Genomic DNA, 19,857 nt, shown 5'->3' with positions numbered 1-19,857 from the left:
CACCCTGGCAGGGGGGTGCGACAGGTCGGTACAACGACACGCCTAGTTCAGACAGAAATGCTCACCGGCTCCACCAGCGGCGACAGCTCCCGCAGCAGCCCCATCACGACGTCGGAGGTGGCCCGGTAGGCGGCGAACCGGCCACCGAGGAAGGCCGTGCCGGACGGGCAGCGCCGCCGGGCCTCCGCGGTCGACATCGCCGACCGGGCCCCGTAGGCGCGGGCCTCGTAGGAGGCGGTGGCGACGACGCCGCGGCCGCCCACCCCGCCGACGACGACCGGCCGGCCGCGCAGCGAGGGCTTGTCACGCTGCTCGACCGCGGCGAAGAAGGCGTCGAGGTCCAGGTGCAGGACACTGGCCTCGCGACGCACGCTCGCCATTCTCCCCGCCGTCGCCGACACGCCTGGGTGAACCGGGACGGAACCGTCCCAGAACCGGTTGATCACCTTCCCCCCACCTGCGAGTCTGCGTCCGCCGACGATCAGCAGCGAGGGGGACCGTGGACGCCGCAGCGACCGTGTTCCTCGTCGTGGGCGGCATCGGCGTCCTGCTGCTCGTCGTCTCCCTCGTCGCCGGCGAGATCGGTGTGTTCGGCCTCGACGCCGACGGCGGTGCCTTCTCCCTCGAGGCGGTCGCCGCGGTGCTCGGCGGGATCGGCTTCGGCGGCGCGGCGGCCACCGCCCTGCTCCCGGACTTCCTCGGCGGGACGGCGACCGCGCTCGTCGCCCTCCTCGTCGGCCTCGTGCTCGCCGTACCCCTCGCATGGGGCGCGGTCCGGCTGGCGCGTGCGGTCCGGGACATGCCGACCACCGAGACGATCACCCGCCACCACCTCGCCGGCACCCAGGGCGTCGTCGTCTCCGCGGTGCCGGCGACCGGTTACGGCGAGGTCCGGCTGACGCTGGCCGGCCAGAACCTCAAGTACGCGGCCCGCAGCGACGTCCCGCTGCCGGCCGGCACGCCCGTCTACGTCGTCGAGGCGCTCAGCGAGACCGCCGTCCACGTCGTCTCGACCGCACCGGACCCCCTCCCAGAAGTCGGAGATCCCTCGTGACCCTGCTGATCGCCGTCGGCGGCCTCGTCGTCCTCGTCATCGCCCTGGTGCTGTTCGTGCTCAGCCGGATCAAGGTGGCCGGGCCCAACCAGGCGTTCATCGTCACCGGCCGGCAGGGCCGCCAGGTGACCGACCAGTCCGGTGTGGTGTCGCGGGACAGCTCCGGGCAGAAGGTCGTCATGGGCGCCAGCGTCTTCGTGCTGCCCGTCGTGCAGAAGCTGCACACGATGGACCTGTCCAGCCGGCGGATCCCGGTGGGCATCCGCGGCGCGGTCTCCAAGCAGGGCGTCAAGTGCGACCTCGAGGGCGTGGCGATCGTCAAGGTCGGCGGCAGCGAGGGTGCCATCCGGGCCGCCGCACAGCGCTTCCTCAACCAGCAGCAGGGCATCGACACCTTCACCTCGGAGGTGCTGGCCGGTGCGCTGCGCTCCATCGTGGGCCGGCTGACGATCGAGGAGATCATCCGCGACCGTGCCGCGTTCGCCTCCGCGGTCGCCGAGGAGGCCGAGTCCTCGCTGACCGGCCAGGGCCTGGTGCTGGACACCTTCCAGCTGCAGGACATCCAGGCCGAGGGCAGCTACCTCGCCGACCTGGGCCGGCCCGAGGCGGCGCGGGTGCTCAAGGAGGCCAGCATCGCCGAGGCGCGGGCCCGGCAGGCCGCGCAGCAGGAGCAGCTGCTCGCCGACGAGGCGATCGCCGTCGCCCAGCGGCAGCTGGCGCTGCGCCAGGCGGAGATCAGCGCCGAGACCGACGCCGCGAAGGCCAAGGCCGCCGCCGCCGGACCGCTGGCCCAGGCCGCGCAGGACCAGGCGATCCTCAGCGAGCAGGAGAAGGTCGCCGTCCGCACCGCGGCGCTGACCGAGCGGCAGCTGGACACCCAGGTCCGCCGTCCCGCCGATGCCCAGCGGTACAAGGTCGAGCAGGAGGCCGAGGCGCGCAAGAACGCCGCGATCCTCACCGCCGAGGCCGACCGGCAGGCGACGATCGCCGCGGCCCAGGCGGCTGCCGAGCAGGCGAAGCTCTCCGGTGAGGGCGAGCGGGCCCGCCGGTCGGCGCTGGCCGAGGCCGAGGCGATCGAGGGCGCCAAGCGCGGTGAGGCCGAGAAGCTGCGCCGGCAGGCGGTCGCCGATGCGGTCGAGCGCGAGGGTGCGGCCGAGGCGGCGGCGATCCTGGCCCGCGGCCAGGCCGAGGCCGAGGCGCTGGACGCCCGCTCGGACGCCTTCGCCAAGTACGGCGAGGCCGCGATCCTGGAGATGCTCGTCAAGGTGCTGCCCGAGGTCGTCTCCGCCGCGGCCGCGCCGCTGTCCAGCGTGGACAAGATGACCGTCATCTCCGCCGACGGGGCCAACTCCCTCGGCCGGTCGGTGGCCTCGAACGTGGCGCAGGGGCTGCAACTGTCCGGCGATCTCACCGGCCTCGACGTCGCAGGGCTGCTGCGTCGCCTCGCCGGCGCCGGCGCCACCGAGGGCACCGGCGGCGTCACCCGCATCCCGGTCGACGGTGCCTCGCCGGACGGCGCCGCCCCGCGCTGAGCTCCTCCGCCGGGGGTGGGTCGCTCAAGGAACCCGCGCACGGCGCCGATGGGCCGGGTGTGACCGACCGGGTCACACCGACGTCCGGAGGAACCGATGCGCAGCCACCCGGGGCGGCCCGCCCGCCGGCCGGGCCGCCGCGCCCGCCGCGGGTGGCTCACCGCCTCGGCGCTCGCCGCGCTGGTGCTGGCCGCGAGCGTGGTCTGGCAGGCGGGCTCGGCCGCCTTCACGTGGACCAGCGCGCCGACCACCACGACCGTGGGGTCCGGGACCGTCGCGATCTCCGACGACGACGCCGGCACGGCGGCCTTCACCGCCGGTGGCCTGCGCCCCGGCGCCTCGGCCACCCGCTGCTTCGCGGTCACCTCCACCGGCAGCGCGCCGGCGGCGGTCCGCCTCTACGCCACCAGCCGCACCACCAACGCCCTCTCCGGTGCGCTGCGCTTCAGCGTCCTCGTCGGCACCGGGGGCGGCGCGGCCGGCTGCGGCGGGTTCCGCGCCACGGCCACCGTCTACACCGGCACCCTGGCCGCCTTCCCGACCGCGTTCGGGGCCGGCGTGGGCGAGTGGACGACGCCCGGCGGCCTGCAGACCCGCACCTACCAGGTGACCTACAGCCTGCCCGTGGACGCCTCGACCGCCGCGCAGAACCAGACGGCCACGGTCGGTCTCACCTGGGAGGCCCGGAACACGTGACCACCTCTCCCTGGCGGTCCTCCTGGGCCGCGCTCGCCGTCACCTCCGCCGCGCGCCTCGCGCTCGGTGTCCTGCTGCTGCTGCTCGCCGTCTCGGTGGTGCCGCGGGTCGCGGGATGGGAGACCACCGTCGTCGTGTCCGGGTCGATGGCGCCGGCGTTCGAGCCCGGGGACCTGGCCGTCGTCCGCCCGGCCACCCCCGAGGTGGGCGACGTCGCCCTGGTCGACGACCCCGACGTGCCCGGAACGCTGCGCCTGCACCGCGTCGTCGCCGTGGAGGACGCCGGCCTGCTCCTGCGCGGGGACGCCAACGCGACCGCGGACGGCGGCCTCGTCGCCCCCGCGGCCGTGCACGGCGTCGGGGTCCTGCGGCTGCCGGCGCTGGGCCTGCCCTGGCTGTGGGCCGAGCAGGGCCGCACCGGGATGCTCGTGCTCGCCGGCGTGGGACTGGCCGCGCTGCTCGCGCTCGCCGGCCTGCACCGGCCCCCGGCCGAGGCCGTCGACCCGCCGCCGCCCGGTCGGGAGCGCCGTCGGAACCGCCGGCGTGCGGTGCCCGCTGCCCTGGCGGTCACCGGCGCCGTCCTCCTCGGCTCCGCCGGCGTCGGCGACGCCGGCGCCCTCTTCACCGCCACCACGACCAACCCGACCAGCACGCTGACCTCCGGCGGCGGCTGGACCTGCTCGGCCACCGTCTCCGGCGCGAGCCAGTACTACCGGCTGCAGGAGACCGGCGGCCCGACCGCGGCCAACAGCGGCTCCCTGGGCGGCGCGGCCACCGGCACGTTCACCGGCACCGGGGTCACCTACGGGGTCGACGGGCCGCGCTGCGGCTCGGGCCAGTCCTCCGCCGTCCGCTTCGACGGCACCTCCGGCGCGCTGTGGACGTCGAACACGGTGAACAACCCGCAGACGTTCTCCGTGCAGGCCTGGTTCTCCACCACGACCACCCGCGGCGGCAAGCTCATCGGCTTCGGCACCGGGACCGACGGCGCGTCCTCCGGCCAGTACGACCGGCACGTGTACATGGGCGACGACGGCCGGCTCACCTTCGGCGTCTACAGCGGCAGCCGCTACGTCGTCACCAGCCCGGCCGCCTACAACGACGGCCGCTGGCACCAGATGACCGCCACCTTCTCCGCAGCCACCGGCATGCGGCTCTACGTCGACGGCGCGCTGGTCGGGCAGCTCGCCGCTCCGGCCGCGGAGAACTACGTCGGCTCCTGGCGGGTCGGCTACGACAACCTCAACACCTGGGAGAACGCCCCCTCCAGCTACTGGTTCGCCGGGTCGATGGCGCACGTCGCGGTCCACGGGTCGGTGCTGTCCGCGGGCACGATCGGCGGGCAGTACGACGTCGGGCCGTGGAGCTGCGCGACCGCCGCGAGCGCGTCGGGCGCCGGGGCCACCCAGTACTGGGCGCTGCAGGAGGGTGCCGGACCGACCGCGGTCAGCGCCGGGACCGCGGGCACGGCCGGCAACGGCACCTACTCCAGCGGTGGCGTCACCTACGGCGTCCCGGGCCCCACCTGCGGATCGGGTGCCTCCTCGGCGGTGCGCCTGGACGGGACCGGCGGCCAGATCTGGACGAGCCGCGCGATGGTGAACCCGCAGTGGTTCACCGTGCAGATCTGGTTCTCCACCACGACCACCCGCGGCGGGAAGCTGATCGGTTTCGGCGCCTCGACCAACGGCGCCCAGTCGAGCCAGTTCGACCGGCACATCTACATGACGAACGGGGGCAGGCTGCGGTTCGGCGTCTACAACGGCGCCCACCACACCGTCGTCAGCCCCACGGCCTACAACGACGGCCGCTGGCACCTGGCGACGGCGACGTTCTCGCCGGGCACCGGGATGGCGCTCTACGTCGACGGCGTCCTGGCCGCGACCAGCACCGTCACGAACGCCGCGGAGGTCACCACCGGCTACTGGCGGATCGGCTACGACAACCTGGGCAGCTGGCCCGAGGCGCCGGCCAGCGCGTTCTTCGCCGGCTCGCTGGCGCACGCGAGCGTCTACGAGCGGGTGCTGACCGCCGACGAGGTGGCCGGCCAGTACGCCGCGGGCGGCTGATCCTCAGGCGTCGGTGAGCGCCGCGTTCGGCAGCCAGTCGGCGTCGAGCAGCTCCGCGATCTCCTGGAGGGACGCGGTGTCGGCGCCGGCGGTGGTGCCGCTGACCGCCAGCCGCTCCACCATCACGCGGGCCACCTGCTCCTCCACCGTGTCCGCGGCGAAGGCGACCCGCCACGGCGAGGTCCTCCCGTCGCGGTGGGTGCGACCGGTGACCTGACGGGCCTGGATGCCGGAGAAGCGCGGCTGGTGGAACAACCCGACCCTCGGCAGGTCGCTCGCCGTCGTCCCGCCGGGCAGCAGCTCACCGGCGTGCAGGCTGATCGAGGCGGTGACGGTGAAGACGCAGACCGGCGCCTCGCCCCGCTGGAACCGCAGCCGCTCGGCCTCGGCGTCGAACCGGTCGCGTCCGTAGATCCCGGCGACGGCGACCCCGGCGTCGAGCAGCGCCTCGCGGATCGGATCGGCCGCGGTCTCGACGAACTCGACCGACACCGCCACCTGACGCTCGGCCTCCACCTGCGCCCTGACCCAGTCGACGGTCGCCGGGACGCGGATCAGCCCGGCCTTCTGCCGGAACCGCAGCAGGGCGGCGCGGCCGCGGGCGGTCTGCCGCCCCTTGCGCGCCAGCTGCATCTCGGCGCGGAACTCCCCCCACTCCGCCTCGTAGCTGGCCCGCTCGGCCGGGGTGAGGGCGACGGGCGCGCCGCCGACGGGCACCGCGCCCCAGGGCGCCGAGCGGTGCAGCGCGGCCGGGGGCTCCCCGCCGGTCAGCCACTCCTGCAGCCGGGCGAGATCGGCGCGGCGCTCGTCGGCGTCCTCGGTCCAGGTCCAGCCGTAGCGGCCGCGTTCCACGTGGAACCCGTGCTCGGTCAGCTTCGCCGGGAGGTCGGCCCAGGCGCGCAGCGGCTCCGCGGCCCGCGCGGCGAACTGCGGCGCGAGGTAGGGCAGCTCCAGCGGGGTGTGCGCCGGGGTGGCGGTCGCGGCGATGACGAACGGCGCGTCCTTCACCCGGGCGGCGCCGGAGACCGTCTTCCAGTGCTTCCAGCGCTGCGTGGTGGTGTGCCGCACCATGTGCGCCTCGTCGCCGATGACGACGTCGAACTGCGGCGCCGTCTTCAGCAGCGCCGCCACCTTGGCCAGCCGGTCCCAGGTGGTGACGCACCAGCGGAGGCCGCCGTCCCCGAAGCCGGCGATCGAGCGGGTCCAGTGCGGGATGGTGATCGCCGCGGGCCGGTCGGCGACGACGAGCACCCGGTCGCCGCCGCGCCTCTCGCACACCTCGCGGGCGGCCATGATCGCCGTCCCGGTCTTGCCGACGCCCGGGTCGTCGCCGAGCAGGAACACCCGGTGACCGGCCTCCGCCGACGCGATGACGGCGTCGGCGCCGGTGCACTGCTCCTCGCGCGGCTCCAGGGACCGGGCAGGTGGCAGCGGCCGGGGCTCGTCGTTGAGCTCGTCCTCGAGGAAGCGCTCCAGCGTGTACGGCGGCGGGTCGTAGGGGGCCAGCTCGGGCGGGAGCGTCGCGCCGACGTGCACGTGCGCCTGCAGGCCCGGGTGCCAGCTCGCGCCGGGAGCGGGGGCACGGAAGGGGACGGCGAGGACCCAGATCCGCTCGCCGGGACCCGCCGTGGGCAGGTCCGGCGCGGGCTTGGTGGTCCGGCGGGCCGGCGCACGCCGCTTCGTCGCGGTGCGGGTCGTCGTCCCGCTCGCGCGGGTCGTGCTGGTGCGGCGGCGCCGTCCGGGCATGGTGCTGCTCCCCCTGTGGTCCGGCCGACGACGGTAGGCGGCGACACCGACGGGATCCGGCGGAACCGCCGGGGATCGGCGAACTCCGACGCGGTCCGAGGGGGTGGAGCCGCCCGGACGCCCCCGGAGCCGGGGCAGGACGCGGCCGGAGGGTCGGTGGTGCGGCTCCACCCGGTGGCCGCGGCGGCCTCTCTGGTGGAATCGCCGGGTGACCACCACGGACCCCGACGACCGGCTGCACGCCCGCACGGTGGGTGACTCCGGGCCGCGGGTGGTGTTCGTGCACGGGCTGTTCGGCCAGGGCAAGAACTGGACGACGATCGCCAAGGGCCTCGCCGACCGGCACCGGGTCACGCTGCTGGACCTGCCCAACCACGGGCACTCGCCCTGGACCGAGCGGGTCGACTACCTCGACATGGCCGGCCTCGTGGCGGCGGAGCTCGAGTCGTTCGGCGAGCCGGCCACGCTGGTCGGGCACTCGATGGGCGGCAAGGTGGCGATGCAGCTGGCGCTGCGCCGGCCGGAGCTGCTGCGGGCTCTCGTCGTCGTCGACATGGCCCCCGTCGAGTACCCGGTGTCCGGAGGGCGGACCGACGACCCCGACGAGGAGGCCTCCCCCTTCGCCGCGTTCATCGCGGCCATGCAGGCGGTCGACCTCGACCAGCTGAAGACGCGCGACGAGGCCGACGCCGCCCTGCGCGAGGCGGTGCCCAGCCGGATGGTGCGCTCCTTCCTGCTGCAGTCGCTCGTCCGTGACGGGGTCGGCGCCGACGGCGGCTGGCGCTGGCGGCTGAACCTGGAGCTGCTCGGCCGTGACCTGGAGGAGCTGCGCGGCTGGCCCGACCCGCCGCCGGGTGCGACCTTCGACGGGCCGGTGCTCTGGGTGGCCGGCGCGAACAGCCACTACGTGCTGCCGCAGGACCGTGCCCGGATGGACGAGCTCTTCCCGCACACCCGGCTGGTGAAGATCAAGGGTGCCGGGCACTGGGTGCACTCCGAGCAGCCCGAGGTCTTCCTGGAGACCCTCCGCCGGTTCCTCGACGTAGTCGAGCAACGGGATGGCCTCGACGTAGTCGAGCAACGGGATGGCCTCGACGTAGTCGAGCAACGGGATGGCCTCGACGTAGTCGAGCAACGGGATGGCCTCGACGTAGTCGAGCAACGGGATGGCCTCGACTCCGTCGAGGACTGACGGGGGACGACGGCGGCGCCGATCGCTGCCATCCTGGGCCGGTGATCAGCGAGTTCGTCGAGCACCGGCCGTCGGGGCCGCTGCACGGGCTCGTGTCCGGAGCCGTGGGGTACCGGCAGGAGGGGATCGAGCCGGCGGTCCACCGCGGGCTCCCCTCCCCCACGCTGACGTTGATCGTCACCCTCGACGACCCGGTCGAGATCGCCGCGCACGCCGACCCCGCCCAGGCCCCCGGCCGCTACGACGCGATGGTCGGCGGCCTGCACACCGCACCGGCGCTGATCACCCACCCGGGCCGGCAGGCGGGGGTGCAGCTGGACCTGACGCCGCTGGGCGCCCGCCGGCTGCTGGGGGTGCCCGCCGCGGAGCTGGCGGCGCTGGACTGCCCGCTGGTCGACGTCCTCGGGCCGGTCGGCCACGAGCTGGTGGACCGCGTGCGCGCCGCCGACTGCTGGCCGGCCCGGTTCGCCGCCGTCGAGGAGGTCCTGGGCCGGGCGGTCCGGCCGCGACCGGACCCCCCTGCCGAGGTCGCCGAGGCCTGGCGGCTCACGCTGGTGTCCGGTGGACGCGTCCGGGTGGCCGAGCTGGCCCGGCGGATCGGCTGGTCCGAGCGGCACCTCACCAACCGCTTCCGCGCCGAGACCGGCCTCGGCCCGAAGGAGGCCGCGCGCGTCGTCCGCTTCGACCGGGCCCGGCGGGCGCTCTCGCAGCGGGTCGCGGCCGGAGGCGCCCCCGACCTCGCCCGCCTGGCCGCGGCCACCGGCTTCGCCGACCAGTCGCACCTGACCCGCGACTGGCGGGCCTTCGCCGGGCTCCCGCCGCTGCGCTGGCTGGAGGCGGAGTTCGGAATCGTCCAAGACCGGTGGCGCACCGATCGGCCAGGGTCGGCGGCATGACCACACCTGCCCCCACCGTCTGGCCCGCCTTCCGCGCCACCGACGCCCCCGCCCTCATCCGCTGGCTGGTCGACGTCCTCGGCTTCGAGGAGACCCTCGTCGTCCCCGACGGCGACCTGGTCGTCCACGCCGAGCTCGCCTGGCCGCCGGGCGGCGGCGTGATGCTCGGCTCGGCCCGGGACGACGGGGGCTGGGACGTGGAGCCCGGCGTCAGCGGCGCCTACCTGGTGACCGACGACGTCGAGGCGGTCTGGGCGCGCGTGCAGGCCGCCGGCGCCGCCGTCCTCCGCCCGCTGCAGTCCCCCGAGCACGGCGGGCAGGAGTTCTCCGTCCGCGACCCGGAGGGCAACAGCTGGAGCGTCGGCAGCTACCGGGGCGCGCCGCGCCGGTGACGCCCGACGACGTCCGCACGATCGCCCTCGGCCTCCCGGAGGTGACCGAGGGCGACCACCACGGCCGCACCGCCTACCGGCTGGGCACCAGGGTCCTGGCCACCCAGTGGACCGGCACCCAGCTCAACGTGCTGGTCGACGAGTCCACCGCCCGGGCGGCCGAGGGCGGACCGTGCACCCTGCTCTTCTGGGGCGCGAAGCTCTCCGGCGTCCGGGTGGACCTGGCGACGGCGAGCCCCGATCTGGTCGCGGAGCTGCTCGAGGAGGCCTGGGCGCGCCGCGCCCCGGCCCGGCTGCTCCGCGAGCGCCGGACGGACTAGGAGCCGGCCAGGACGGGCCGGCCACGGCCCTGCTGCTTCGAGCGGTACATGGCCTGGTCGGCCCTGCGGATCAGGTCGATCGGGTCGCAACCGGCGCGCCCGCAGGAGACGCCGATGCTGGCCCGGACGGTGACCGGGCCCTGCCGCACGACCGCCGGCCCGCCGAGCGCCTCGTGCACCCGCTGGCCGAGGGCCATGGCCGACTCCGGGTCCTGGTGGCCGCGGCTGACCAGGAGGAACTCGTCGCCACCCAGCCGCCCCACGACGTCGTCCGGTCGCACGACCCCGGCCAGCCGGGTCGCGGTCAGCCGCAGCAGCTCGTCGCCGGCGTCGTGCCCGTGGGTGTCGTTGAGCTGCTTGAAGCCGTCGAGGTCGACGAACAGCACGGCGGTGATCGTGTCCACCGGCTCGGCCAGGGCCCGTTCGAGCGCGGCCATGGTCGCCGAGCGGTTGGCCGCGCCGGTGAGCGGATCGGTGGTCGCGCGCACGGTGAGCTCCTCGCGGAGCCGCACCGCGGCGGTGACGTCGGTCAGCGAGATGAGCGCGCCCGGCGTCCCCTCGCGGTCGCCCAGGGCGACGACGCCGACCGAGCAGATCCGCCGCCCCCGCTGCGGCTGCTCGACGACGACCTCGAGCTCGGTGTCGACGCCCTCGTCCAGCGCCGCCGCGAGCGCTGCCTCCAGCGCGGCGGCGTCGGCACCGGCCAGGACGGCCAGCAGCGTGGGCAGCGGGTCGCCCGCACCCACGAGCTCCCCGAACCGGGAGTTGGCGAACACCACGGAACGGTCCGCGGTCAGCTGCAGCACCGCCAGGGGCAGGGACTCGGCCACGCGGCGCAGCAGGCGCTCCTGCTGGCGCAGCGCCTCGTGGGCCGCCATCTCGTCGGAGATGTCGTTCATGGTCGAGACCACGACCGCGTCGGCCGGGTCGTCGGCCGGCAGGTACTGGTTCTCCAGCTCCAGCCAGGCCCAGCTGCCGTCGGCCCGCCGGTGCCGCAGCCGCACGCGCTGCGAGTCCTGGGTGGAGAGGAGCTCGAGCCAGTTCGAGACGGCGCGCTCCTGGTCGTCGGGGTGCACGAACTCCGACGAGCGCCGGCCGACCATCTGCTCGGCGCCCCACCCGAGCATCCGGGTGGTCCGCTCGTCGATCTCGGTGACGACGGCGAAGGCGTTCTTGCGCACGACCGCGGTGCGCGGCGTCCGGGAGACCGCCACCCACTCGCCCTGCGCAGCGGCGACAGCGGCGTCGTCGGGATCGACGCCGACCACCTCGAATGCCGCCAGCAGCACGCCGTGCTCGGCACGGACGTCGAGGAACGTCAGCATCACCGGCTGCTCGGGGTCCCGGCGGGTGTGCACGGTGGTGAAGGACAGCCCGTTGCCCAGCACCCGTTCCCAGGCGTCGACCACCGCCATCGTGTCGGCCGGGACGACGACGTCGACCGCCGTGGACCGGTCCTCGGGAACGGGCAGGACGCGGTCGGCGGGGATCCCGACGGAGTCCGGCATGGCCACCATCACGCCGTCGGAGGCGAGTGCGGCGAAGACGGCGTGCGGCAGTTGCATCAACGTCACGAGGACGTCGTCGTTCCCGCCGTCGGGAGCCCCGTTGGTCATCACACCCGTCCAACGACCGGTGGAGTCGCTCCACTGAACCGGAAAGGCTCGGATGTCCCCCCGTGGGGTGAGCCCGGTCGGGCGGGCCGGCTCGCCGCCGCACCGGCCGGGGCGCGAGGATCGGGGCATGAGCGACGTCCGTGCCGGTCAGCCCGCCCAGCCCAGCGACCTGGTCGACGTCGCCGCGCTGGTCACCGCCTACTACACGTTGCAGCCCGACCCGGGGGAGCCGGCGCAGCAGGTGGCGTTCGGGACGTCGGGCCACCGCGGCTCGGCGCTCGACGCCGCCTTCAACGAGGCGCACATCCTGGCGACCACCCAGGCGATCGTCGAGTACCGCGCCGGCCAGGGCATCGACGGTCCGCTGTTCCTCGGCCGCGACACCCACGCGCTCAGCGAGCCCGCATGGTCCAGCGCGCTGGAGGTGCTCGCCGCCAACGACGTGACGGTGCTCGTCGACGCCGCCGACCGCTACACGCCGACGCCGGCCGTCAGCCATGCGATCCTCCGGGCGAACGCGGGCCGCACGCGCGGTCTCGCCGACGGCATCGTCGTCACCCCGTCGCACAACCCGCCGCGCGACGGCGGCTTCAAGTACAACCCCCCGCACGGCGGCCCCGCCGACACCGATGCCACGAAGGCGATCGCCGACCGCGCCAACGCGCTGCTGCGGGCCGGCCTGGACGGCGTCCGGCGCCTCCCGTTCGCGCGGGCGCGGGCCGCGGCCGGCGCGCACGACTTCCTCGGCGACTACGTGGCCGACCTCCCGTCGGTGCTCGACCTCGACGCCGTCCGGGAGGCCGGGGTGCGGATCGGCGCCGACCCGCTGGGTGGCGCGAGCGTGGACTACTGGGGTGCCATCGCCGAGCGCCACCGGTTGGACCTGACCGTGGTCAACCCGCTGGTCGACCCCACCTGGCGGTTCATGACGCTGGACTGGGACGGGAAGATCCGGATGGACTGCTCGTCGCCGTCGGCCATGGCCTCGCTCATCGACAAGCGCGGCGACTACGCGATCGCCACCGGCAACGACGCGGACGCCGACCGGCACGGCATCGTGACCCCCGACGGGGGGCTGATGAACCCCAACCACTTCCTGGCCGTGGCGATCTCCTACCTCTTCGCCCACCGCCCCGAGTGGGCCGCGGACGTCGCCGTCGGCAAGACGCTGGTGTCGTCGTCGCTCATCGACCGGGTCGTCGCGGGGTCGGGCCGGCGGCTGGTGGAGGTCCCGGTCGGCTTCAAGTGGTTCGTGCCCGGCCTGCTCGACGGGTCGGTCGGGTTCGGCGGCGAGGAGTCGGCGGGCGCCTCGTTCCTGCGCCGGGACGGTGGGGTGTGGACGACGGACAAGGACGGCATCCTCCTCGCGCTGCTGGCGTCGGAGATCCAGGCGGTGACCGGCCGCTCCCCCTCGCAGCTGCACGGCGAGCTCACCGCGCGGTACGGGGAGTCGGCGTACGCGCGGGTGGACGCCCCGGCGACCCGGGAGCAGAAGGCGGCGCTGGGGAAGCTCTCGCCCGAGGCGGTCGCGGCCACCGAGCTGGCCGGGGAGCCGATCGTGGCCAAGCTGACCCGGGCGCCGGGCAACGACGCCCCGATCGGCGGGCTCAAGGTGGTCACCGAGAACGCCTGGTTCGCCGCCCGCCCCTCCGGGACCGAGGACGTCTACAAGGTCTACGCGGAGTCCTTCGCCGGCCCCGAGCACCTCGCGCGCGTGCAGCTGGAGGCCCAGGAGGTCGTCACCGCCGCCCTCCGCGGCTGACCCGCTGTCCGCCTCGGAGGGGACGGGGGGTGACGGGTCCTCCGTCGTGGTGAGACGGCGAGCCGGAACCGGCACAGCGCGGTCCGGCACCGCAGACTCTGGGCTCATGAGCGAGCACGGTTCCCCGCCGGAGCCCGGCTACGGCCAGCAGCCGGGCTACACCGACCCCTACGCCGGGCACTCCGGCCACGGCCAGTTCCCGACGTACGGGCAGCCCGGCTACGGCCAGTCCCCGACGTACGGTCAGCCCGGGTACGGGCAGGTGCCGGCGTACGGGCAGCCCGGCTACGGCCAGTTCCCCACGTACGGTCAGCCCGGGTACGGGCAGGTGCCGGTGTACGGCGCCCACCCCTGGGCGGCGACCGCCCCTTGGCCGCACGGACCGGGCCGCCCCGGGGTCGCCACCGCCGCGGGGGTACTCGGCTACGTGACCGGTGGGCTCACGCTCGCCGGATCGCTGCTGTTCCTCATCGCGTCGATCGGCGACGGCGACGCCTCGACGTGGCTGCTCGCCCTCGGCCTGCCCTGCGCCGGCGTGATGATCTACGGCTCGGCGCAGGTGCTGGCCCGCCGGCCGGCGACGCCGCTGTTCGCCTCGGCCCTGGCCGCGGTCGGCGTGCTGCTGCTCGCCGCCCTCGTGGGGGCGGCCACCTTCGACGACGACGACGAGGTCGTCGGCATCGTCGCGTTCTCGCTCTTCGCCGGCGTGCTCCCGGTGATCACGGCCGTCTACGCCCGGTTGCCCGCCACCCTGGGCTGGATCCGGAGCGGTCCCCCGGCCTGAGTCGCGCCGCTCAGCGGGCGCGCTTCTTGTCCGCGTACATCGCGTCGTCGGCGGCGCGGACGACCGCCTCGCACGCCTCGTCGGGATCGGCACCGGGTTCGGCGGTGCCGATCCCGACGCTCATGCCCAGCGCGATCCGGGTGCCGTCGATCTCCAGGGGCTCGAGGACGGCGGTGCGCAGCCGGCCGGCGAGCACCTCGGCGTCGGCCCGGTCGGTGTTCTCGCAGACGATGCTGAACTCGTCGCCGCCGAGCCGGGCCGCGGTGTCACTGGCGCGCAGGACCGAGGTGAGCCGCTCGGCGAAGGCCGTGAGCACCGCGTCGCCCATGGGGTGGCCGAACCGGTCGTTGATGTCCTTGAAGCCGTCGAGGTCGACGACGAGCACGCAGGTGGGCGTGCCCTCGCGGTGGCCGCGCTCCAGGGCGTGGCGCAGCCGGTCGCCGAACAGGATCCGGTTCGGCAGGCCGGTGAGCGCGTCGTGCAGCGACCGGTGCACCAACTGCGCCTCGAGGGCCTTGCGGTCGGTGATGTCCTCGATCACGAGCACCAGGTGGGAGGGCCGGTCGGGCTCCTCCGCCACCCGGGTGACCGTGACCTGCACCGGCACCCGCGTGCCGTCGCCGTGCAGCAGACCGCCCTCGACGCGGGACACCCGCCCGGGGACGGCGTGGACCGCGGTGCACGCGTCCCGGATGCCGGGCAGCTCGTCGGGGTCGGTCAGCTCGTAGAGCGAGGCCCCCGAGAGCTCCTGCGCCGACCGGCCCAGCAGCCGCTCCAGGGCCGGGTTGACCTCGATCAGCACGCTGTCGACCCGGCTGATCGCCATGCCCAGCGGTGCATGGCGGAACGCGTCCCAGCCGGCCGCAGACCGTTCCTCGGTCACGGCCGCGCTGCTGCTCCGCTCGCCCACGTCCCACCTCCCGCGGTCATCCAAGACGCCCCCCGTGACAGTCCTGGCCGCACTACACCCGGGTAGTGCCCGGACCCGTTCCACGTGGAACGTGATCTCGCAGTTCCCTGCGGGAGGATGGGACGGCGGACGACGGCGGTCGTCGGCGACGGCGAGCAGAGGAGCGCGACGTGCACCCCGACCGGGACCCCTTCGACCTGGTGCTCCCCCCGGCGGTCGACATCCGCGAGGTGGGCATGCGGGACGGGCTGCAGCTCGAGCCCGTCCTCCCCCTGACCGACAAGCTGGCCATGCTCGAGGCGCTGGTCGCCACGGGGGTGCGGCGGATCGAGGCCACCTCCTTCGTCTCGCCGCGGGCGGTCCCGGCCCTCGCCGACGCCGACCAGGTCGCCGCCGAGCTGGGCCGGTGGAGCGGTGTGGCGTTCTCCGCGCTGGTGGCGAACCCGCGTGGCGCGGTGCGCGCCGTCGACGCCGGCGTGCCCGACCTCGAGTACGTCGTCTCGGCCTCCGACGGGCACAGCCGGGCCAACGCCGGGCGCAGCACCGCCGAGGCGGTGGCCGCCGTCGGCGAGATCGCCGGCCTGGCGCACGGCGCCGGGGGCACGCTCGAGGTCGTCGTCGCCACCGCCTGGGACTGCCCGTTCGACGGGCGCACCCCGATCGCCCGCACCGTCGACGTCGCCCGCGCCGCGGTGACCGCCGGCGCGGACCGGATCTGCCTCGGCGACACGATCGGCACCACCACCCCGATGCGGGTCGTCCGGGTGCTCGACGCCGTCCGCCGGGTCTGCCCCGGTGTGCCGGTCGGCGTGCACTTCCACGACACCCGGGGGACCGGCCAGGCCAACGCGCTGGCCGCCGTCCAGGCGGGGGTCACGCAGCTGGACTCGTCGGTCGGCGGGCTGGGCGGGTGCCCCTTCGCGCCGGGGGCGAGCGGCAACATCGCCACCGAGGAGCTCGTGTACATGCTCGAGGAGTCCGGCGTGCACACCGGCATCGACCTGGACGCCGTCCTCGCCGCCGCACGGGTGACCGAGCGCGCGGTCGGCCACGAGCTGCCGAGTTCGCTGTACCGGGCCGGCGGGCGGTCCGTGCCCACGCGTGAGGTGCCCAGCGTCACGGAGCAGACCCCCGCCGCGTCGTGATGGACTCGGAGGCGTGAGCGCCGCCCTCCCCTCCCCCGACGGCCCCGTCGAGGTGGTCGACCCCCGGGTCATGCGCGAGGTGATGGGCTCCTTCGCCTCGGGGGTGACCGTGGTGACCGCGGCGACCGCCGACGGGCCGATCGGGTTCACCTGCCAGTCGTTCAGCTCGCTGTCGCTCGACCCGCCACTGGTGGTCCTGGCCCCGGCCCGGAGCTCCACCACCTGGCCCCGGCTGCGCGAGCTGGGCCGGTTCTGCATCAACGTGCTCGCCGAGGACCAGGACGGCATCTCCGCCACCTTCGCCGGCCGGTCCGAGGACCGGTTCGCCGGCGTGGGGTGGCACCTCAGCCGGCAGGGGCAGCCGGTGCTCGACGGCGTCGTCGCCTGGATCGACTGCGCGCTGTGGGCCGAGTACGACGGCGGGGACCACACGCTGGTCGCCGGGCGGGTCCTCGACCTGGGCGCCGACCCCGGGCGTCGTCCGCTGCTGTACCACCGCGGCGGCTACGGGCTGCTCGACGGCGGCCCGCGCCCCGCGGACTGAGCGGCCGGCGTCAGCCCAGCCGGACGGCGATCAGCGCGACGTCGTCGCGGCCGTCGAGCGTGCCGGCGACCGCGGCGTCGCACAGCGCGCGCGGCGAGGCCCCGGCCGGGGTCGCGGCGATCCGCTCGACCAGCTCGGCGATGCCCAGGTCGAGGTCGAGGCCGGGGCGCTCGATCAGGCCGTCGGTGTAGGCCAGCAGGGTGGACCCCGCGGGGACCTCGAGCACCTCCGTGGGCCGGTGGGCGCCGTCGTCGACCCCGACGAGCAGCCCGTTGACCTGGTCCAGCACCCGCACGGCGCCGCCGGGCTCGCGGAGGAGCAGCGGCGGGTGCCCGGCGTCGGCGACGTGCACGCGCCACGGCTCGCCCGCCGTGGCCGGGGGGACAGCCCGGGCGTAGGCCATGGTCGCCATCGAGGCCACCTGCAGGCCCTGCACCAGCCGGTCGACCCGGCCGAGGACGACGCCCGGGTCGGGGTCGGGGGCGTCCCAGAGGCAGGCGCGGATGAGCCCGCGCAGGTGGCCCATCGCGGCCGCGGCGGCGATGTCGTGACCGACGACGTCGCCGATCACGAGCCCGACCGAGCCGTCGGGGAGGTGCAGCAGGTCGTAGAAGTCGCCGCCGACGTCGGCCGCGGTCGAGGCGCTGACGTAGTGGGCGGCGGCGGTGATCCCGGGGACGGCGGGGAGCTCGGGCAGCAGCGACCGCTGCAGGGTGTCGGCCACGGCGTGCTCCTGCTGGTAGAGGCGCACGTTGTCCATGGCGAGGGCGGCCCGGCGCGAGAGGTCCTCGGCGAGGTCGACGTCCTTCTGGGTGAAGGTGCGGTCCTCGGCGGACAGGACCAGCGCCATCGCGCCGCGGGTGCGGCGGCGGGCCACCATCGGCACCGTCAGGACCGAGTGCCCCCCGAGCGCGTCGAAGGCGTCGCGCGCGGCGTCGGTGGCGAAGGCGGCCTCGATCCGGTCCCGGTCGCGGTCGATGAGCACCGGCCGGCTGCGCTGCATGCTCTGCCGGCTCGGCGACCCGGACGGCAGGTGGAGGGCGTGGACCGTGCTGAAGGTCCGCAGCTGCTCCTCGCGGCCGTCCCGGTGCCGGTAGGCGGTCTCGACGACGTCACCGTGCTCGTCGACCAGGGTGAGGAACACCCAGTCGGCGAGCAGCGGGACGCAGAGGCCGGCCAGCCGGTCGAGCAGGTCGGACATGTCCAGCGTGGCGATCAGCGTGCTGGTCGCCTCCGCCATGAGCGCCAGCCGGTTGGTCGCCTGCTCGACCTGGAGCCGGGCGCCCTCCGCGTCGGCCCGCGCCTGCTCCGCCGTGGCGCGGGCCAGCTCGGCCTCCTGCCGGGCGGTCTGCTCGGCGGCGAAGGCGGTCTCGCGCTCGTGCTCGACGCGGACCCGCTCGGTGACATCGGTCTGCACGCCGACGAAGCTCACCAGCTCGCCGTCGCCGTCGAAGACGGGACTGATCGACAGCTGGTTCCAGAAGGCCGTGCCGTCCTTGCGGTAGTTCAGCAGCGTGGTCGTGATGGCGCGCTGCTCGCCCAGCGCCGTGCGGATCTCCTCGACGGCGGCGGGGTCGGTGGCCGGCCCCTGCAGGAAACGGCAGTTGCGCCCGACGGCCTCGTCGTACTCGTAGCCGGTGATCCGGCTGAACGACGGGTTGACCCAGATCAGCGGGTCGTCGGGCTGCCGGGGGTCGGTGATCGTGAAGGTGATGTCGGTGGCGATGACCGCGCGGTCGCGCAGCGCCTGGAGCGCCGCCTCCGGGTCGTCGTCCTCCGTGGGGGCGTCGACCTCGAGGAAGACGACCAGCGACAGCGGCGGGTCGTCGGTGCCGGACTGGGAGAGGGGGAACCCGGTGACCCACAGCAGCCGGTCCCGCGAGCCGTCGTCGGCCCGCGCCCGCGCCGTCTCGGTGCTGCGGCCGGGGGCGAGCCGGACCGCCTCCCCGGTCACCGGCTGGCCCTGGGCGACCACGGACAGCGGCCCGGTGCTGGCGGCCAGCGGCTCGCCGGTCAGGTCGGTCAGCCCCGCGGCCGCGCCCCAGGCGTCCACCGGGACCGGCAGGTGCACGTTGCCGGCCAGCTCGACGGCGGCGGTGTTCGCGAAGGTGACCGTGCCCTCGTGGCGGTCGATGAGGAGCACGGCGACCGGGGCGTCGGCGAGGACGCCCGGCAGGGCGGCGGCGGACCCGCGGGCGGACATCACCGCGCTCGCGCTCGCCACCACACCGGCCTGCGATCCGGCGCCCGCCCGGGCCACGACCTCGGACATCGCGAGGTCGTCGTCGGCGCGCGTCACGGGCCGAGTTTAGGCGGCGTGCCGCGGGCGACACCACGACGCCCGTGCTGACCTGCGCGTTCGCCGTGGCACGTGTGGGCGGCCCGGGAGCGGGCACGAACCAGGCCATGGGACTGCTGGACAGACTCCTCGGACGGCGTCGGCACCACGACGAGCCCTCCTCGTACGGCTACGACCAGCGCTACGACCAGCGCCACGACGACCGCTACGAGCGCTACGGCGCGCCCGGGAGCGGTCAGCAGCTGACCGACCAGCAGGCGCTGGAGCGCTACCGCTACCTGCTGCGCACCGCGCCGCCGGACCAGATCGAGGAGGCGCACGCCGAGGCCTTCGCGCAGCTCACGCCCGAGCAGCGGAAGCAGGTCCTCGTCCAGCTCGCCGCGGCGGCACCGTCGTCCGAGCGCCCGCGCTCCGACGATCCGCGCACCCTGGCGCGCGCCGCCACCCGGGCCGAGATCCGGCAACCCGGCTTCATGGAGCGCACCTTCGGCGGGGGTGGCGGCTACGGCGGTGCGCCGGGCTACGGCGGCGGGTACGGACCCGGATACGGCGGCGGGGGGTACGGCCGCGGTTTCGGCGGCGGCGGCTTCGGGATGGGTGGGTTCGGCGCGAGCATGCTCGGCACCATCGGCGGGCTCGTCGTCGGCACGGCGGTCGCCGACGCGCTCTTCGACACCGGGCTCGGCGACGGTGGCCTGTTCGGCGGGGGTGACGAGGAGGCCTACGCCGAGGGCTACCAGGACGGTGCGGGAGCCGACGGCGGCGACTACGGCGACGGCGGTGGCGGCGACTACGCCGGCGGTGACTACGGCGGCGGCGACTTCGGCGGCGGCTACGACGGGGGCGGTGACTTCGGCGGTGGTGACTTCGGCGGGGACTTCGGGGGCGGGGACTTCTAGC

The 19,857-nt window shown here is 75.3% G+C and carries 18 protein-coding genes; 13 read left to right on the top strand and 5 right to left on the bottom strand.

Features of this window, described 5'->3' with window-relative positions; all coding sequences use genetic code 11:
- Positions 1-47: 47 nt before the first annotated feature.
- On the bottom strand, positions 48-371 hold the full coding sequence (locus tag DQ240_RS04140; RefSeq protein ID WP_233498483.1) for a hypothetical protein: 324 nt from the start codon (positions 369-371) through the stop codon (positions 48-50).
- A 128-nt stretch (positions 372-499) separates the two neighbouring features.
- Between DQ240_RS04140 and DQ240_RS04135 the strand changes: the two genes are divergently transcribed.
- The 4 genes from DQ240_RS04135 (at position 500) to DQ240_RS04120 (ending at position 5,351) form a co-directional block, all read left to right on the top strand.
- Complete coding sequence (locus DQ240_RS04135) at positions 500-1,054, top strand: hypothetical protein (RefSeq protein WP_113838379.1); 555 nt, start codon at positions 500-502, stop codon at positions 1,052-1,054.
- Entirely contained in the window at positions 1,051-2,586 is a 1,536-nt protein-coding gene (locus DQ240_RS04130) for a flotillin family protein (protein WP_113838378.1), read from the top strand. Before DQ240_RS04135 ends, DQ240_RS04130 begins: the two co-directional genes overlap by 4 nt.
- Before the next feature lie 96 nt (positions 2,587-2,682).
- A complete protein-coding gene (locus DQ240_RS04125; RefSeq protein WP_113838377.1) occupies positions 2,683-3,282 on the top strand; it encodes a hypothetical protein in 600 nt (199 codons plus the stop codon).
- On the top strand, positions 3,279-5,351 hold the full coding sequence (locus DQ240_RS04120) for a LamG-like jellyroll fold domain-containing protein (protein ID WP_113838376.1): 2,073 nt from the start codon (positions 3,279-3,281) through the stop codon (positions 5,349-5,351). The genes DQ240_RS04125 and DQ240_RS04120 overlap by 4 nt, the downstream gene beginning before the upstream one ends.
- A gap of 3 nt (positions 5,352-5,354) precedes the next feature.
- On the opposite strand, the gene DQ240_RS04115 is transcribed toward DQ240_RS04120, so the two are convergent.
- Positions 5,355-7,097 (bottom strand): helicase, encoded by a 1,743-nt coding sequence (locus tag DQ240_RS04115; protein ID WP_113838375.1) that lies wholly within the window; start codon positions 7,095-7,097, stop codon positions 5,355-5,357.
- A gap of 208 nt (positions 7,098-7,305) precedes the next feature.
- On the opposite strand from DQ240_RS04115, the gene DQ240_RS04110 reads away from it, so the two are divergent.
- The 4 genes from DQ240_RS04110 to DQ240_RS04095 are packed head-to-tail and all read left to right on the top strand — an operon-like array spanning position 7,306 to position 9,897.
- Positions 7,306-8,289: an alpha/beta fold hydrolase gene (locus DQ240_RS04110; protein ID WP_113838374.1), complete on the top strand. Its 984-nt coding sequence runs from the start codon at positions 7,306-7,308 to the stop codon at positions 8,287-8,289.
- A 41-nt stretch (positions 8,290-8,330) separates the two neighbouring features.
- Entirely contained in the window at positions 8,331-9,185 is an 855-nt protein-coding gene (locus tag DQ240_RS04105) for a helix-turn-helix domain-containing protein (RefSeq protein ID WP_113838373.1), read from the top strand.
- On the top strand, positions 9,182-9,577 hold the full coding sequence (locus tag DQ240_RS04100; protein WP_113838564.1) for a VOC family protein: 396 nt from the start codon (positions 9,182-9,184) through the stop codon (positions 9,575-9,577). Before DQ240_RS04105 ends, DQ240_RS04100 begins: the two co-directional genes overlap by 4 nt.
- A complete protein-coding gene (locus DQ240_RS04095; RefSeq protein ID WP_113838372.1) occupies positions 9,574-9,897 on the top strand; it encodes an MmcQ/YjbR family DNA-binding protein in 324 nt (107 codons plus the stop codon). Before DQ240_RS04100 ends, DQ240_RS04095 begins: the two co-directional genes overlap by 4 nt.
- Here DQ240_RS04095 and DQ240_RS04090 read toward each other — a convergent pair.
- Complete coding sequence (locus DQ240_RS04090) at positions 9,894-11,513, bottom strand: GGDEF domain-containing protein (RefSeq protein WP_158548523.1); 1,620 nt, start codon at positions 11,511-11,513, stop codon at positions 9,894-9,896. The two genes, DQ240_RS04095 and DQ240_RS04090, sit on opposite strands and share 4 nt — an antisense overlap.
- A gap of 127 nt (positions 11,514-11,640) precedes the next feature.
- On the opposite strand from DQ240_RS04090, the gene pgm reads away from it, so the two are divergent.
- Positions 11,641-13,275, top strand: a complete 1,635-nt coding sequence (gene pgm / locus DQ240_RS04085) for a phosphoglucomutase (alpha-D-glucose-1,6-bisphosphate-dependent) (protein WP_113838563.1) — start codon at positions 11,641-11,643, stop codon at positions 13,273-13,275.
- Between the two features lie 106 nt (positions 13,276-13,381).
- Positions 13,382-14,059, top strand: a complete 678-nt coding sequence (locus tag DQ240_RS04080) for a hypothetical protein (protein ID WP_113838370.1) — start codon at positions 13,382-13,384, stop codon at positions 14,057-14,059.
- Between the two features lie 10 nt (positions 14,060-14,069).
- Here the strand turns inward: DQ240_RS04080 and DQ240_RS04075 are convergent, their stop codons facing one another.
- Positions 14,070-14,942 (bottom strand): GGDEF domain-containing protein, encoded by an 873-nt coding sequence (locus DQ240_RS04075; protein WP_233498482.1) that lies wholly within the window; start codon positions 14,940-14,942, stop codon positions 14,070-14,072.
- A gap of 197 nt (positions 14,943-15,139) precedes the next feature.
- On the opposite strand from DQ240_RS04075, the gene DQ240_RS04070 reads away from it, so the two are divergent.
- Positions 15,140-16,114, top strand: coding sequence for a hydroxymethylglutaryl-CoA lyase (locus DQ240_RS04070; RefSeq protein ID WP_233498481.1), 975 nt, complete (start codon positions 15,140-15,142; stop codon positions 16,112-16,114).
- A 13-nt stretch (positions 16,115-16,127) separates the two neighbouring features.
- Positions 16,128-16,658, top strand: coding sequence for a flavin reductase family protein (locus DQ240_RS04065; protein ID WP_233498480.1), 531 nt, complete (start codon positions 16,128-16,130; stop codon positions 16,656-16,658).
- 10 nt (positions 16,659-16,668) lie between these two features.
- Here DQ240_RS04065 and DQ240_RS04060 read toward each other — a convergent pair whose 3' ends face one another.
- Entirely contained in the window at positions 16,669-18,957 is a 2,289-nt protein-coding gene (locus DQ240_RS04060) for a SpoIIE family protein phosphatase (protein ID WP_233498479.1), read from the bottom strand.
- 107 nt (positions 18,958-19,064) lie between these two features.
- Here DQ240_RS04060 and DQ240_RS24205 point away from each other — a divergent pair, with 107 nt between their 5' ends.
- Positions 19,065-19,856, top strand: a complete 792-nt coding sequence (locus DQ240_RS24205) for a hypothetical protein (protein WP_199589054.1) — start codon at positions 19,065-19,067, stop codon at positions 19,854-19,856.
- Position 19,857 lies beyond the last annotated feature (1 nt).

It is taken from the genome of Blastococcus sp. TF02A-26 (genome assembly GCF_003319125.1).
Lineage (GTDB): Bacteria > Actinomycetota > Actinomycetes > Mycobacteriales > Geodermatophilaceae > Trujillonella.
Note: the sequence above shows the minus strand (reverse complement) of the source record. Positions and strands in the feature narration are given on the sequence as shown.

Excerpts from the sequence above, each read along its gene's own strand:
- pgm (WP_113838563.1), top strand. The coding sequence starts at position 11,641 with ATGAGCGACGTCCGTGCCGGTCAGCCCGCCCAGCCCAGCGACCTGGTC.
- DQ240_RS04080 (WP_113838370.1), top strand. The coding sequence starts at position 13,382 with ATGAGCGAGCACGGTTCCCCGCCGGAGCCCGGCTACGGCCAGCAGCCG.
- DQ240_RS04125 (WP_113838377.1), top strand. The coding sequence starts at position 2,683 with ATGCGCAGCCACCCGGGGCGGCCCGCCCGCCGGCCGGGCCGCCGCGCC.
- DQ240_RS04100 (WP_113838564.1), top strand. The coding sequence starts at position 9,182 with ATGACCACACCTGCCCCCACCGTCTGGCCCGCCTTCCGCGCCACCGAC.
- DQ240_RS04090 (WP_158548523.1), bottom strand. The coding sequence starts at position 11,513 with ATGACCAACGGGGCTCCCGACGGCGGGAACGACGACGTCCTCGTGACG.
- DQ240_RS24205 (WP_199589054.1), top strand. The coding sequence starts at position 19,065 with ATGGGACTGCTGGACAGACTCCTCGGACGGCGTCGGCACCACGACGAG.
- DQ240_RS04115 (WP_113838375.1), bottom strand. The coding sequence starts at position 7,097 with ATGCCCGGACGGCGCCGCCGCACCAGCACGACCCGCGCGAGCGGGACG.